Origin of the sequence: Streptomyces sp. XH2 (assembly GCF_049725035.1) — a bacterium.
Lineage (GTDB): Bacteria > Actinomycetota > Actinomycetes > Streptomycetales > Streptomycetaceae > Streptomyces > Streptomyces roseoverticillatus.
The window spans coordinates 106,148-122,713 of record NZ_JBMMMZ010000019.1; the positions used below are offsets into that span (position 1 = coordinate 106,148).

At 75.0% G+C, this 16,566-nt stretch carries 1 protein-coding gene and 1 pseudogene; both read left to right on the forward strand.

All coding sequences use genetic code 11. The annotated features are described in order from the left end of the window. The first annotated feature begins 5 nt into the window (after positions 1–5). Positions 6–11,012, forward strand: coding sequence for an SDR family NAD(P)-dependent oxidoreductase (locus ACOTKD_RS33770; RefSeq protein ID WP_424892820.1), 11,007 nt, complete (start codon positions 6–8; stop codon positions 11,010–11,012). 50 nt (positions 11,013–11,062) lie between these two features. Further along, a pseudogene (locus tag ACOTKD_RS33775) lies at positions 11,063–16,549 on the forward strand (SDR family NAD(P)-dependent oxidoreductase); the annotation flags it as partial. Between the last annotated feature and the right edge of the window lie 17 nt (positions 16,550–16,566).

The window sequence follows — 16,566 nt, forward strand, 5'->3', positions numbered from 1 at the left end:
TTTCGGTGGCGAACGAGGACAAGCTCCGCTATTTCCTGAAGCGAGTCACCGCAGACCTCCAGGAGACCCGGCGGCGCCTTCGTGACTACGAGGACGCCGCCGGGGAGCCGGTGGCCATCATCGGGATGAGCTGCCGCTACCCGGGCGGGGTCAACTCGCCCGAGGACCTGTGGGAGCTGGTCGCCGGCGGCCGGGACACCGTCTCGGAGTTCCCCGCCGACCGCGGCTGGGACCTGGACGCGCTCTACGACCCGGACCCGGAGAACCGCGGGACCAGCTACGCCCGCGAGGGCGCCTTCCTGCGCGACCTGGCGCGGTTCGACGCTGGCCTCTTCGGGATCTCGCCCCGCGAGGCGCTCGCCATGGACCCCCAGCAGCGGCTGCTGCTGGAGACGTCCTGGGAGCTCTTCGAGCGGGCCGGCATCGACGCCTCCTCCCTGGCGGGAAGCAGGACCGGCGTGTTCGCCGGCGTCATGAACCACGAGTTCCTCGCCACCTTGCAGAACTCCCCGGAAGACCTCGAGGGTTACCTGGGCACGGGCACCTCGGGCAGCGTCGCCTCCGGCCGGGTGGCCTACACCTTCGGCCTCGAAGGCCCGGCCGTCACGGTCGACACGGCCTGCTCGTCGTCCCTGGTCGCCCTGCACCTGGCCGTCCAGTCGCTGCGCAACGGCGAGTGCTCGCTCGCCGTCGCGGGCGGCGTCACCGCGATGGTCGGCCCCGCCACCTTCGTCGGCTTCAGCCGCCAGCGCGGACTGGCCCCGGACGGCCGCTGCAAGGCGTTCGCCGCCGGCGCCGACGGCACCGGCTGGGGCGAGGGCGCCGGCCTGCTGCTGGTCGAGCGCCTCTCGGACGCCCGCCGCAACGGACACGAAGTGCTCGCCGTCGTACGGGGTTCCGCCGTCAACCAGGACGGCGCGTCCAACGGCCTGACCGCCCCCAACGGCCCCTCGCAGCAGCGCGTGATCCGCCAGGCCCTGGCCGCCGCGCAGCTGACCACGGCACAGGTCGACGCGGTCGAGGCGCACGGCACGGGCACGCGGCTCGGCGACCCGATCGAGGCACAGGCGCTGCTCGCGACGTACGGGCAGGGCCGTACCGGCGACAAGCCGCTGTGGCTGGGCTCGATCAAGTCCAACATCGGCCACACCCAGGCCGCGGCCGGCGTGGCCGGCATCATCAAGATGGTCATGGCCATGCGCCACGGCGAACTCCCGCGCACGCTGCACGTCGACGCGCCGTCCCCGCACGTCGACTGGTCGGCGGGCGCCGTACGGCTGCTGACCGAGAGCACGCCCTGGCCGGCGTCGGACCAGCCCCGCCGGGCAGGCATCTCCTCCTTCGGGATCAGCGGCACCAACGCGCACACGATCATCGAGGAAGCCCCGTCGGCCGAAGCGTTCACCCAGGACGCAGAGGCCACCCCGGAGACTCCCGGGGAAGGAGCGGAAGGCCCCCAGGCAGCGGAAGGCTCCCGGGCCGTCGTCGCGGAGGTCGCACCCCCGGCCGAGGGCGGGCCCGTGCCGTGGGTGATCTCCGGCAAGACCGAAGAGGCCCTGCGCGCCCAGGCCGAACGCCTGCTGTCCCGCGCGGACGACGCCGACGCCTCCCCGCTGGACGTGGCGTTCTCGCTCGCCACGACGCGCACGGCCCTCGAACACCGCGCCGTGGTGCAGGGCGGGACCCCGGCGGAGCTCGCCGAGGGGCTGCGGGCCGTGGCCTCCGGCGCTCCGGCCCCGGGCGTGGCGCGCGGCCACGCCGGCACCGGCGGGCGCGTCGCCTTCCTCTTCTCCGGCCAGGGCTCGCAGCGCCTGGGGATGGGGCGCGAACTGTACGCGTCCTACCCGGCGTTCGCCGCCGCGTACGACGAGGTCTGCGCGCACCTCGACGCCCCGGTCGACGTGGACTCGGAGGAGCTGCACCGCACGGGCGCCGCCCAGCCTGCCCTCTTCGCGGTCGAGGTGGCGCTGTTCCGGCTCCTCGAATCCTGGGGTATCCGGCCGGACTACGTGGCGGGTCACTCCGTGGGCGAGATCGCGGCTGCTCATGTGGCGGGTGTGTTGTCGCTCGACGACGCCGCGAAGCTGGTGTCGGCGCGTGCCGCGCTGATGCAGGCGCTGCCGGCCGGTGGTGCGATGGTGGCGGTCCAGGCGACCGAGGACGAGGTGCTGCCGCACCTGACCGACGGGGTCGGCATCGCGGCGATCAACGGGCCGCGGTCCGTGGTGATCTCCGGTGCCGAGGATGCCGTGCTGGAGATTGCCGAGGTCTTCAAGCAGCAGGGCCGTAAGACGTCCCGTCTGAAGGTCAGCCACGCCTTCCACTCTCCGCTCATGGACCCCATGCTGGAGGAGTTCGCGCAGGTCGTGCGCGGGCTGACCTTCGAGAAGCCGCAGCTCCCCGTCGTCTCCAACGTCACGGGCCGGTTCGTCGACGCCTCCACCGCCGACTACTGGGTCCGCCACGTCCGCGAGGCCGTGCGCTTCGCCGACGGCGTGCGGACCCTGCACGAGTCGTGTGTCACGACGTTCGTGGAGATCGGCCCCGGCGGCGTGCTGAGCGCGCTCACCCAGGGCTGCCTGGACGAGGGCGTCGTCACCGTGCCCGTCCTGCGCGCCGACCGCCCCGAGCGGTCCGCCCTTGTCGCCGCGGTCTCCGAACTGCACGCGCACGGCGTCTCCCCGGACTGGCACGCCTTCTTCCCCGGCGCCCGCCGCGTCGGCCTGCCCACCTACGCCTTCCAGTACGAGCGCTACTGGCTCGACGCCTCACCGGCCGCGCCCGGCGACGTGCGCGCCGCCGGCCTGGGCTCCGCCGACCACCCGCTGCTGGGCGCGGCCGTCTCCCTGGCCGGTGGCGACGAGCGGCTGCTGACCGGCCGGCTGTCCCTGCGCACGCACCCGTGGCTGGGCGACCACACCGTCCTCGGAAGCGTGCTGCTGCCGGGCACCGCGTTCGTCGAACTGGCCGTGCGCGCCGCCGACGAAGCCGGCTGCGAGCTCCTGGAGGACCTCACCCTCGAGGCGCCCCTGCTCCTGCCCGAGCGGGGCGGCGTCGCCGTCCAGGTCTGGGTCGGCGCCGCCGACGGCTCCGGCCGCAGGCCGCTGACCGTGCACTCGCGCCCCGAGGACGACACCGACCTTCCGTGGGTGCGCCACGCGACCGGCTTCGTCACCGAAGAGGCCGCCGCCCCGGCAGCCGGCCAGGACCTCACGGAGTGGCCGCCGAAGGGCTCCGAACCGGTCGGCCTCGACGGCTTCTACGACCGGCTGGCCGGCCTCGGCCTGGCCTACGGACCGGCGTTCCGCGGTCTGCGCGGCGCCTGGCGCGCGGGCGGCGAGGTCTTCGCCGAGGTCGCCCTCCCCGACGGTACGGACACCGGCTCCTTCCTCCTCCACCCGGCGCTGCTGGACGCCGCGCTGCACGCGATCGGCGCGGGCGGCTCTCTGGTGGCCGAGGCGGACGGGCCGCTCCTGCCGTTCGCCTGGTCCGGCGTCTCCGTGCGCGCCACCGGTGCCTCGACCGTACGGGTGAGGCTGTCGCCGGCCGGTACGGACACGGTGTCCCTGCTCGTGGCCGACGCCGCCGGCGAACCGGTGGCGTCCGTGGAGGCCCTGACGCTCCGCGCGGTCTCGGCCGAGCAGCTCCGCAAGAGCTCCGGCGACGCGATGTTCGCGGTCGAGTGGGCGCCGCTGACCCTGCCGGCCGACGGGGTGGACGCGACGACCCTCGTGTACGCCCCGGACATCGCCGCCGCACTGGACGGCGTCGACGCGCCGGCGCGGCCGGACGCGGTCGTGGTTCCGTGCCCCGACGGCCCGGAGGGTGCCTCCGAGGCCGAGCGGGTCCGCGCGGTCACCGCCGAGGTACTGCAGCTGATCCAGCGGTGGTTCGCCGAGGACCGGACGCCGCGCCTCGTGCTCGTGGCGCGCTGCGACGACCTCGCCCACGCCGCCGCGGGCGGACTCGTGCGCTCGGCCCAGGCGGAGAACCCCGGCCGGATCGTGCTCCTCGAAACCGACCATGGGACCGACCCCGAAACCGACCGCCCGGCGGACGTTTCCGGGCTCGTGCCCGGTGTCCTGCACTCCGGCGAACCGCACGTCGTCGTCCGCGACGGCGAGACAAGCGCACCGCGGTTGGTCCGCGCCGCGTCCGACGCGACGGAGAACCCCGCGTCTCCGGCGGGGGAGAGCTACGCGTCTCCGGCGGGGGAGAATCCTGGGTCTCCGGTCGCGGAGGGCGTCGCCTCTCCGGCGGGGGAGGCCCCCGCGTCTCCGGCCACGGAGAGAACTGCTTCTCCGGCGACTGGCATCGCCGCCTCCTCAGCGGCGGAGGACACCGCTTCCTCTGCGACGGGGGGCACCGCTTCCCCGGCCACGAAGGACACCGCCGCACCGGAGCACGTCCCCTCTCCGGCGACGGAGGGCGTCGTCTCCTCCGCGACGGAGAAGACCGCGCCGGCCGCGAAGGGCGCCGCCGTGCCCGGCCTCACCGAGGCTGCCGCTTCCGGCCTCGCCAAGGGCACCGCCCTCGGCACCGCCCTTGGCGCCGTGCTGCTCACCGGCGCCTCCGGCGCGCTCGGCGGAACCCTCGCCCGGCACCTCGTCACCGTGCACGGCGTGCGCCGGCTGCTGCTCGTCAGCCGCCGCGGCGCGGACGCCCCGGGCGCCGCGGCCCTCGAAACCGAACTCGCCGCGCTCGGCGCCGAGGTGACCTGGGCCGCCTGCGACCTCGCCGACCGCGACGCCGTCGCCCGGCTGCTGGCCGCCACTCCGGTCGACACGGTCGTGCACACCGCCGGCGTCCTCGACGACGGCGTGATCGCCGCGCTGACCCCGGAGCGCGTGGACGCCGTCCTGAAGCCCAAGGCCGACGCCGTGCTCAACCTGCACGAGCTCACCGGCGCGGACACGGCGTTCGTGCTGTTCTCGTCCGCCGCGGGCGCCTTCGGCAACCCCGGCCAGGGCAACTACGCCGCGGCCAACGCCTTCCTCGACGCCTTCGCCCGGCACCGCCGCGCCCAGGGCCGGCCCACGATCTCGCTGGCGTGGGGCCTGTGGGAGCAGGAAGGCGCCATGGCCGACGCCCTCGACGAGGCGGGCAGGTCGCGGATGGCGCGCTCCGGCGTGCTGCCGCTCTCCACCGAGGACGGCCTGCGGCTGTTCGACGCGGCACTCGCCTCGGACGAGCCCGTGCTCGTACCGGTCCGCCTCGACATCACCGCCCTGCGGAACCGGGCGGCCGGCACCGTACCGGCACTGCTGCGCGGACTCGTCCGCGTCACCACGCGCGGCACCGCCCGGCGCGCCACCACCGGATCACTGGCCGATCGTCTCGCCGGACTGGCCGCCGACGAGCGCGACGAGGCCGTCCTGGAACTGGTCCGGTCCGAGGTCGCCGCCGTGCTCGGGCACTCCTCGTCCCGGGCGGTCCGGCCCGCGCACGCCTTCCAGGACCTGGGCTTCGACTCCCTGACGGCCGTCGAACTGCGCAACAGGCTGTCCACGGCCACCGGCCTGCGCCTGCCCGCCACCCTCGTCTTCGACCACCCCACGCCCGCCGCCCTGGCCCGCCACATCGGCACCGAACTCCTCGGCGAGGCCCCGGCGTCCACCGCCGCGGCGCAGCAGACCGCGGCCGCCGCCGACGAGCCGATCGCCATCGTCGGCATGAGCTGCCGCCTCCCGGGCGGGGTGCGCTCGCCGGAGGACCTGTGGCGGCTGGTGGCCTCCGGCCGGGACGGCATCACCCGCTTCCCCGACAACCGCGGCTGGGACGTCGACGGACTCTACGACCCCGACCCCGAGCGCCTCGGCAAGACCTACGCGCGCGACGGCGGCTTCCTGCACGAGGCGGCCGAGTTCGACGCCGGCTTCTTCGGCATCAGTCCCCGCGAGGCCCTGGCGATGGACCCGCAGCAGCGGCTGCTGCTGGAGGCGTCCTGGGAGGCCTTCGAGCGCGCCGGGATCGACCCGGCGACGCTCCGGGGGAGCAGCACCGGCGTCTTCACCGGCCTGATGTACCACGACTACGGCCAGGGCCCGCGCGAACTGCCCGAGGGCGTCGAGGGCCTGCTCACCACCGGCGGCTCCGGCAGTGTCGCCTCCGGCCGCGTGTCCTACACCTTCGGCCTCGAAGGCCCGGCCGTGACCGTCGACACGGCGTGCTCGTCCTCGCTGGTCGCCCTGCACCTGGCCGTCCAGGCGCTGCGGAGCGGCGAGTGCACGATGGCCCTGGCGGGCGGCGTCACGGTCATGGCCAGCCCGACGGTCTTCGTGGAGTTCAGCCGCCAGCGCGGCCTGTCGCCCGACGGGCGGTGCAAGGCGTTCGCGGCCGGTGCCGACGGTACGGGCTGGGGCGAAGGCGTCGGCATGCTGCTCGTGGAGCGGCTCAGCGACGCCGAGCGCAACGGTCACCAGGTGCTGGCTGTCGTGCGAGGCAGCGCGGTCAATCAGGACGGCGCGTCCAACGGCCTGACCGCCCCCAACGGTCCCTCGCAGCAGCGCGTCATCCGGCAGGCGCTGGCCTCGGCCGGGCTCACCCCGGCCGACGTGGACGCGGTCGAGGCGCACGGTACGGGTACGAAGCTGGGCGACCCGATCGAGGCGCAGGCGCTGCTCGCCACGTACGGTCAGGAGCGCCCGGAGGGGCAGCCGTTGTGGCTGGGCTCGCTGAAGTCCAACATCGGCCACACGCAGGCCGCCGCGGGCGTGGCCGGCGTGATCAAGATGGTCATGGCGATGCGCAACGGCGTCCTGCCGCAGACCCTGCACGTGGACGAGCCGACGCCGCACGTGGACTGGTCGGCCGGTGACGTCCGGCTGCTGACCGAGGCCGTCGACTGGCCCGCGTCGGACCGCCCGCGCCGTGCCGCGATCTCGTCGTTCGGCGTCAGCGGCACCAACGCCCACACCATCATCGAACAGGCCCCCGCAGCCGCCGAGCCGCCCTCCGCGCCGGAGCCCGGCGAGGTCGTGCCGTGGGTGCTCTCCGGCAGGACCGAAGCGGCCCTGCAGGCGCAGGCCGCCCGCCTCGCGTCCTTCCTCGGCAGCGGCGAGAGCGATGCGGCCCCGGCCGACACCGCCTACTCGCTGGCCACGACCAGGGCGGCCTTCGAACACCGCGCCGTGGTGGTCGCGGACACCCCCGAGGCGCTCCGGCAGGGGCTGGCCGCCGTCGCGGACGGCTCCACACCGGCCGACGTGGTGACCGGCACCGCACGCACCGGCGGCAAGACGGTCTTCGTCTTCCCCGGACAGGGATCCCAGTGGGTGGGCATGGCCACCGAACTGCTGGAGACCTCGCCGGTCTTCCGCGACCGGATCGACGCCTGCGAGCGCGCCCTCGCGCCGCACGTGGACTGGTCGCTGACCGCGGTGCTGCGCGGCACGTCCGACGTTGAGCAGGACCGGGTCGACGTGCTGCAGCCCGTGCTGTGGGCGATGACGGTCGCCCTGGCCGAGGTGTGGCGCTCTTTCGGCGTGGCTCCCGACGCGGTCGTCGGGCACTCCCAGGGCGAGGTCTCCGCGGCGGTGGTCGCCGGAGCGGTCTCCCTGGAGGACGGCGCGCGCATCGTGGCGCAGCGCAGCCTCGCGGTGCGCGAGCTCCAGGGCCTCGGAGGCATGGCGTCGGTGACGCTCCCGGAGGAGGAAGCACAGGAACTGATCGGCCGGTGGGCCGGCCGCCTGGGCATCGGCGCCGTGAACGGGCCCGGGACCGTCGTGGTCTCCGGAGACACCGACGCCCTGGAGGAACTCCTCGCGCACTGCGAGCAGGAGGGCGTCCAGGCCCGCAAGGTCGCCGTCGACTACGCCGCGCACTCGCCGCAGATCGAGCGCGTCGAGGCGCAGGCCGCCGAGGGATTCGCCGGCGTCAGCCCGCTGCCCGGCGCCGTGCCCTTCTACTCCACGGTGACGGGCGGGAAGCTGGACGCGGCCGGGCTCGGCTCCGGCTACTGGTACCGCAACATGCGGCAGACGGTGCGGTTCCACGCCGCGATCCGGTCGGCCCTCGCCGACGGGCACGACGTGTTCGTCGAGGTCAGCCCGCACCCCGTGCAGCTGGCGGGCATCCAGGACGCCATCGAGGCGGCCGAGGCCGAGGCCGTGGCCGTACCGACGCTGCGCCGCGGCGACGGCGGCCGGCACCGGCTGCTGCTGTCGCTGGCACAGGCCCACGCGCACGGCGTCGCCGTCGACTGGGACGCCGTCCTGCCGGGCGCCCGCCGCACCGACCTGCCGACGTACGCGTTCCAGCACGAGCGGTACTGGCTCGAAGCGGGCGCGCCGGCCGGTGACGTACGCGCGGCCGGACTGGACTCCGCCGACCACCCGTTCCTGGGCGCGGCGGTGGAACTGCCCGACGCCGGCGGCCACCTGCTGACCGGGCTGCTGTCGCTGCAGGCCCAGCCCTGGCTGGCCGACCACGCGGTACTGGGCACGGTGATCCTGCCGGGCACGGCGTTCGTGGAACTGGCCGCCCACGCCGCGGCCGAGACCGGCTGCGACCTGGTCGAGGAGCTCACCCTGCAGGCACCGCTGCTGCTGCCCGAGCACGGCGGCGCCCAGCTCCAGGTCCTCGTGGGCGCCCAGGACGACTCCGGCCGGCGCCCGCTGAGCGTCCACTCGCGCGCCGGAGAAGGCCCCTGGATCCGCAACGCCACCGGCGCCCTCGCCACCGGCGGGACCCCCGCCGCCACCGACCTGAGCAGCTGGCCCCCGGCCGACGCGCAGCCCGTGGACCTGGACGGCTTCTACGACCGGCTGGCGGACCTCGGCCTGAGCTACGGCCCGCTCTTCCAGGGGCTGCGCGCCGCCTGGCGCGGCAACGACGCGGTCTACGCCGAACTGGCCGTCCCCGGCGACGCGCAAGCGGACGCGGGCGCCTTCGGCGTGCACCCGGCCCTGCTCGACTCCGCCCTGCACGCCCTGGGCGCGGGCGGTCTGGTCCCGGCCGCCGACGGGCCCCTGCTGCCCTTCGCGTGGTCCCGCGTCACGGTGCACGGAACCGGAGCGGCCGCCCTGCGGGTACGGCTCTCGCAGGCCGGCGGGGACGCGGTGCGGCTGGAGGCCGCCGACGGCACGGGCCGGCCCGTCGTCTCGGTGGAATCGCTCACGCTGCGCCCGGTGTCGGCCGACCAGCTCCGTACGAGCTCCCGGGACTCCCTGTTCACCGTGGAGTGGGCACCGCTCGCCGGACCCTCCGAGGCGAACGGCATCACCGTGCGCGCCTACGACGACATCGCCTCCCTCCGCTCCGCCCCGCAGGCGGAGACCGGGACCGATGCGGACGCGGACGCCGTCGTCGTGCCCTGCCCGGCCGGGGCGGGCACCGACGCCGACCGGGTCCGGGACGTCCTGGCCGAAGTGCTCGGGCTGGTGCAGTGGTGGCTGGCCGAGGACCGGGCCGCCCGCCTCGTGCTCGTGACCCGGGGCGCGGTCGCCACCGGAGACGGCGACGGCGGGGACGATCCGGCACAGGCGGCCGCGTGGGGCCTGGTGCGGTCGGCGCAGTCCGAGAACCCGGACCGCATCGTCCTCCTCGACACCGGCGAGGACACCGACCGGCAGCGGGACGCGGCGGCCGTACACCGGCTCGTCGCCTCCGAGGAGCCGCAGGCCGCGCTGCGCGGCGACACGCTCCTGCTGCCCCGGCTCGCCAGGACCGCCGCCGACGCCCCGCGGAACACCCCGGACTTCGGCACCGGAACGGTGCTCCTGACCGGCGCGTCCGGCGCCCTGGGCGGACTCGTCGCCCGGCACCTCGTCACCGAGCACGGCGTCCGCAGCCTGCTGCTGATGAGCCGGCGCGGCGCGGACGCCGACGGCGCGGCCGAGCTCCGGGCGGAGCTCACGGCCGCGGGCGCCGACGTCACCTGGGCCGCCTGCGACGTCGCCGACCGCGACGCCCTCGCCGCGGCGCTGGACGGGACGCGGGTGACGGCCGTGGTGCACACGGCCGGCGCCCTCGACGACGGCGTGATCGGCTCGCTCACCCCGGAGCGCCTGGACACCGTCCTGCGCCCCAAGGCCGACGCGGTGCTGAACCTGCACGAGCTGACGGGCGAGGTGTCGGCGTTCGTCCTCTTCTCCTCGCTCGCGGGCACCCTCGGCACGCCCGGCCAGGCGAACTACGCCGCCTCCAATGCCTTCCTGGACGCCTTCGCACGGCGCCGCCGGGCGCAGGGGCTGCCCGCGGTGTCACTGCCGTGGGGCCTGTGGCAGCGGACCGGCACCATGACCGAGGACCTCGGCGGCGCCGACCGGACCCGGCTCGCCCGCGGCGGCGTGCTCCCGCTGTCCGACGAGGACGGCCTGGAACTCCTCGACGCCGCGCTCGCACTGGACGAACCCCTGGTGGTGGCCGCACGGCTGGACCTCGCCGCCCTGCGGAACGCGACCGCGCCGGTGCCGCCGCTGCTCAGGACCCTCGTCGGCGGCCGGCCGCGGCGTACGGACCGGGCCGTCGCCGTACCGCTGGCGCAGCGCGTCGCGGACCTGCCCGAGAGCGAGCGCGAAGAGGTGGTGCTGGACCTGGTGAGGTCCGAGGTGGCCGCCGTCCTCGGGCACAGCTCGGCCAAGTCCGTCCAGCCCGACCAGGCCTTCGGCGACCTGGGCTTCGACTCGCTGACCGCGGTGGAGCTCCGCAACCGGATGAACAAGGCCACCGGGCTGCGGCTGCCCGCGACGCTGGTCTTCGACTACCCGACGCCGGCGGTGCTCGCCCAGCGGGTCCTGAAGGACCTGCCCGGCGGCACGGGCGGCACGGTGTCGCTGTTCGACGAGCTCGACCGCCTCGCCGCCGCCCTCGACGGCACCGGAGCGGACGGCGTCGACAACGTCACCCGAACCAAGATCAACATGCGTCTCCAGGCGCTGCTCGCCCGCTGGAACGGGAACGAGCCGGCCGATCCGGGAGGCGCCGGCGGAGCCGGGGACGAAGACGACCTCAGCTCGGCGAGCGACGAGGAGCTGTACGAGCTCCTCGACGACGAACTCGGCATCTCCTGAACTGCGCAGGCCAAAAGGGGCGGGCAACACCGATGATGAACGAAGACAAGCTCCGGGACTACCTCAAGCGGGCCACCACCGACCTGCGCCAGGCCCGGCGGCGCGTGCGCGAGCTGGAGGCCCGGGACCAGGAGCCCATCGCCGTCGTGGGGATGAGCTGCCGGTTCCCCGGCGGCGTCGACTCCCCCGAGGCGCTGTGGCGGCTGCTGGCCGACGGCGGCGACGCGATCTCGCAGTTCCCCGAGGACCGCGGCTGGGACGTCGACTCCCTCTACGACCCCGACCCCGAGCGGCCGGGCAAGGTCTACACCCGGCAGGGCGGATTCCTGCACGGCGCGGCGGACTTCGACGCGGACTTCTTCGGGATCTCGCCGCGCGAGGCCCTGGCGATGGACCCGCAGCAGCGCCTGCTGCTGGAGACCGCGTGGGAGGCCTTCGAGCACGCGGGCATCGACCCCGCCCCGCTCAAGGGCAGCCGCACCGGCGTCTTCGCCGGCCTGATGTACCACGACTACGGCTTCACGCCCGGCGTCCTCCCCGACGGCGTCGAAGGGCTGATGAGCACCGGCAACTCCGGCAGCGTCGCCTCCGGGCGCATCGCCTACACCTTCGGCTTCGAGGGCCCCGCGGTCACCATCGACACCGCCTGCTCGTCCTCGCTCGTCGCCCTCCACCTCGCCGTGCAGGCACTGCGCAACGGCGAGTGCTCCATGGCGCTCGCCGGCGGCGTCACCGTCATGGCGGGCCCGAGCGCGTTCGTCGAGTTCAGCCGCCAGCGCGGCCTCGCCCCCGACGGCCGCTGCAAGTCCTTCGCGGCCGCCGCGGACGGCGCGTCGTGGTCCGAAGGTGCCGGGCTGCTGCTCGTGGAGCGGCTGCGGGACGCCCGGCGGCTCGGCCACCGGGTCCTCGCGGTCGTCCGGGGCAGCGCGGTCAACCAGGACGGCGCCTCCAACGGCCTGACCGCCCCCAACGGCCCCTCGCAGCAGCGCGTGATCCTCGAAGCGCTGGCCAGCGGCGGGCTGTCCGCCGAGGAGATCGACGCCGTGGAAGCGCACGGCACGGGCACGAACCTCGGCGACCCGATCGAGGCACAGGCCCTGCTCGCGACCTACGGACAGGACCGCGAACGGCCGCTCCTGCTCGGCTCGCTGAAGTCGAACATCGGCCACACGCAGGCCGCGGCGGGCGTCGCCGGCGTGATCAAGATGGTGCTGGCGATGCAGCACGGGGTGCTGCCGCGGACGCTGCACGTGGACCGGCCGACCCCGCAGGTCGACTGGTCCGCCGGTTCGGTCGAGCTGCTCACCGAGGCGGCCGCGTGGCCGGAGGCGGACCGCCCGCGCCGGGCCGGCGTCTCCTCGTTCGGCATCAGCGGCACCAACGCGCACGTCATCCTTGAGGAGGCGACGGAGCCGGAGGCGGAGGAAGCGGCCGGCGACGAGCCCGGGGGAGAGGCCGCGGCCGGGGAGACGCTGCGGCCGCGGACCCCGGTGGTGCCGTGGGTGCTCTCCGGGAAGACCGGGGAGGCGCTGCGGGAACAGGCACAGCGGCTGCTGTCGTCCCTGGACCTCACGGCCGGGTCACCGGCCGACGTGGGGTTCTCACTGGCGGCCACCCGGTCGGCGCTGGAGCACCGGGCAGCGGTGGTCGGCGCCGACGCGGCCGGGCTGCGCGCAGGGCTGACGGCGCTCGCGGCAGGCGAACCCGCCGCACATGTGGTGACGGGGCGCGCCGAGGCCGCCCGGGGCAAGGTCGGGTTCCTGTTCTCGGGGCAGGGGTCGCAGCGGCTGGGGATGGGGCGTGAGCTGTATGCGGCGTACCCCGTTTTTGCTGCGGCGTATGACGAGGTGTGCGCGGAGCTGGACGCGCCGGTCGATGTCGATGCGGAAACGCTGCACCAGACCGGGTGCACCCAGCCCGCGTTGTTCGCTGTTGAGGTGGCCCTGTTCCGGCTGCTGGAGTCGTGGGGTATCCGGCCGGATTACGTGGCGGGTCACTCCGTGGGCGAGATTGCGGCTGCTCATGTGGCAGGTGTGCTGTCTCTGCGGGATGCGGCGAAGCTGGTGTCGGCCCGTGCCGGGCTGATGCAGGCGCTGCCCGCGGGCGGTGCGATGGTCGCCGTGCAGGCCACTGAGGACGAGGTGCTGCCGCACCTGACCGACCAGGTCGGCATTGCGGCGGTCAACGGTCCGCAGTCCGTGGTGATTTCGGGCGCTGAGAGCGCGGTCACCGCGATTGCCGAGGTGTTCGCCGGTCAGGGCCGTAAGACGTCCCGTCTGAAGGTCAGCCACGCCTTCCACTCTCCGCTCATGGACCCCATGCTGAAGGACTTCGCCGACGCAGCCCGCGGCCTGACCTTCCATGAGCCGCAGGTCCCGGTGGTCTCTACCCTCACGGGCCGCCTGGCGGAGCCGTACACGGCCGAGTACTGGGTCCGGCACGTCCGGGAGGCCGTCCGCTTCGCCGATGGCGTGCGGACCCTCAGCGACCTGGGCGTGACCACGTTCGTGGAGATCGGCCCGGGTGGTGTGCTGAGCGCCCTCACCCAGGGTTGCCTGGACGACGAAGCCGTCGTCACCGTCCCCGCACTCCGCGCCGACCGTCCCGAGCCGGAGGCGATCACCCTCGCCGTCGGTCAGCTGCACACCCACGGCGTCTCCCCGGACTGGCAGGCGCTGTTCCCCGGCGCCCGCCGCGTCGACCTGCCCACCTACGCCTTCCAGCGCCAGCGCTACTGGCTCGAAGGCACGGCCGCGCTCGACGTCTCCTCGGCGGGCCTCGACTCCTCCGGCCACCCCCTGCTCGGCGCGGTGGTGGAGACCGCCGGGGCAGAGGACATGCTGTTCACCGGCCGGCTGTCCGCGGCCGACATGCCCTGGATCGCGGAGCACACGGTCGGCGGCGTGCCGGTGGTCCCGGTCGCCGCGTTCGTGGAGCTCGCGCTGTGCGCGGGCCGGCAGGCCGGCTTCCCGCACCTGGAACAGCTGGACGTGGACGCCCCGCTGGTGCTGGCCGAACAGGGCGCCGTCCGCATCCAGGTGCAGGTCGGCGCGGGCGACGACGCCGGCCGGCGGTCGGTGCGGGTCTTCAGCCGGGCCGCCGCCGGCGGTGCCGGCGAGCCGTGGGTCCGCCACGTCACCGGGGAACTCACCCGCAACGCCCCGGTGGCCGAATTCGACATGATGATCTGGCCCCCCGCGGGAGCCGAGCCGGTGGACGTCGAGGACCGTCCGGGCCTGTCCGCCGCCTGGCGCGCCGGGGACGAGCTGTACGCCGAGGCCGCGCTGCCTCCCGCCGAGCGCGACCGGGCGGACCGCTACGGCCTGCACCCCATACTGCTGGACGCGGTCCTGGACACCCTGACGCTCGGCAGCGCCGGCGACCCCGGCGCGGTGCTCATGCCCTACGCCTGGAGCGGCGCGTCCGTGCACGCCCCGGGAGCAGGGGCCGTGCGCATACGGGTTAGGCCCGCCGCCGGCGGCGACGCCGTGGCGATCGAACTGGCCGGCGCCGACGGTGCTCCTGTCGCCTCGGTGGCCTCCGTACGGACGCGGACGATGTCCCCGCAGCAGGTGCTGGCGTCGCGCGTGGCCCACCAGGACTGGATGTTCGAGGTCGACTGGGTCGAGCACACCGCTCCCGACGCGGTTGCTCACGCCTCCGAGGCCGCGTGGGCAGTCCTCGGCAGCGACGGTCCCTGCGCCGGTCTCGACGCGCTCCGCAAGGCCGTCGACGACGGCGCGGCCCCGCCCGCCCACGTCCTCCTGCCCTGCGCCCCGGCCGAGGGCGACGCCGCTTCCGCGACGCGCACGTTGCTGGCCGGTGTGCTGTCGGCCGTCCAGGAGTGGGTCGCCGACGAGCGGTTCTCCGACGCGCGGCTCGTGGTGATGACGCGCGGAGCCGCCGGCCCGGACGGCGCGGCCCCGGACCTCGCGCACGCCGCCGTGGCGGGCCTGGTGAAGTCGGCGCAGGCCGAGCACCCGGACCGGCTCCTGCTCGTCGACGCGGACAACGCTGACGACGTGTTCACCGGCGGAGTCGTGGACCCGGCGCTCGCCGCGGCGCTCGCCGCCCTGGACGAGCCGCAGGCCGCGGTGCGCGGCGGCAAGCTGTTCGTGCCCCGCCTCGCCCGGACCGCCCCGGCCGGGGAGCCCGCCGGTCACGCGTGGGACCCCGAGGGGACCGTGCTGCTCACCGGCGCGACCGGCGGCCTCGGACTGTCGCTCGCACGCCACCTCGTCGCCGAACGCGGCGCACGCAGGCTGCTCCTGGTCAGCCGCCGCGGCCCCGCCGCGGAAGGCGTCGGCGAACTCGTCGCCGCCCTCTCCGGGCTGGGCGCGCACGTCGACGTGGCGGCCTGCGACATCGCGGACCGGGACGCCCTCGCGAAGCTGCTGGCCTCGATCCCGGCCGCACACCCGCTCGTCGCCGTGGTGCACGCCGCGGCGGCCCTGGACGACGGCGTGATCACCGCGCTGACCCCGGAGCGCCTGGACACCGTGCTGCGGCCGAAGGCCGACGGCGCGCTGCACCTGCATGAGCTGACCAAGGACCTGGACCTCTCCGCGTTCGTGCTCTTCTCCTCCCTGGCCGGAGTCCTGGGCAGCGCCGGCGCCGCGAGCTACGCGGCGGCCAACGCCTTCCTGGACGGGCTCGCGCGGCAGCGCCGCGCCGCGGGCCTGCCCGGCACCTCGCTGGCGTGGGGCCTGTGGACGGACAACGGCGGCATGGGCGACCGGATCACCGACGCCGACCGCAACCGCATGGGCCGGTCCGGGGTCGTGCCGTTCACCTCCGCGGAGGGCCTGGCCCTGTTCGACGCCACGCTCACCGTGGACAGGCCGGTGATCGTGCCCGTCCGGCTGGACGTCCCGGGCCTGCGCGCCATGGCCCGCGCCGGCCTGCTGCCCGCGGTCTTCCGCGGCCTCGTGGGCGACACCGGCGGCCCGGCCGAGGAGACCGCGGCCGCCGGCACCCCCGCCCTGGCCCGCCGCCTCGCCGGCATGCCGGAAGCCGACCAGGAGAAGGTGCTGCTGGACCTGGTCCGCAACCAGGCCGCCGCCGCCCTCGGCCATGCGAACGCCGCCCGGATCGAACCCACCACGGCCTTCCGCGACATCGGCTTCGACTCCCTGACCGCCGTGGAGCTCCGCAACCGGCTCAAGGCCGCGACCGGGCTCCGGCTCAAGCCCACCCTCGTCTTCGACCACCCCAACCCGGTCGCGATCGCCCGGCTCCTGCACAAGGACCTGGTCCTCGACCTCGCCGCCGAGAGCTCGCCCGTGCTCGACGAACTCGACCGGCTGGAAGCCCGGCTCGCCGCGCTCGCCCCCGAGGACGCGGTACGGGACAAGGTCACCGCCCGGCTCAAGGCGCTCCTGTGGAAGTGGACCGACACCCACCAGGACGCCGCCGCGAACACCGACGGCGCCGGCAGCGGACCCGGCACCGACCGCGACTTCGACCTCGACCGGATCGACGCCGCCACCGACGACGAGATGTTCGACCTCATCGACCAAGAGCTCGGGTCTCTCTAACTCTTCTCACGCACTGC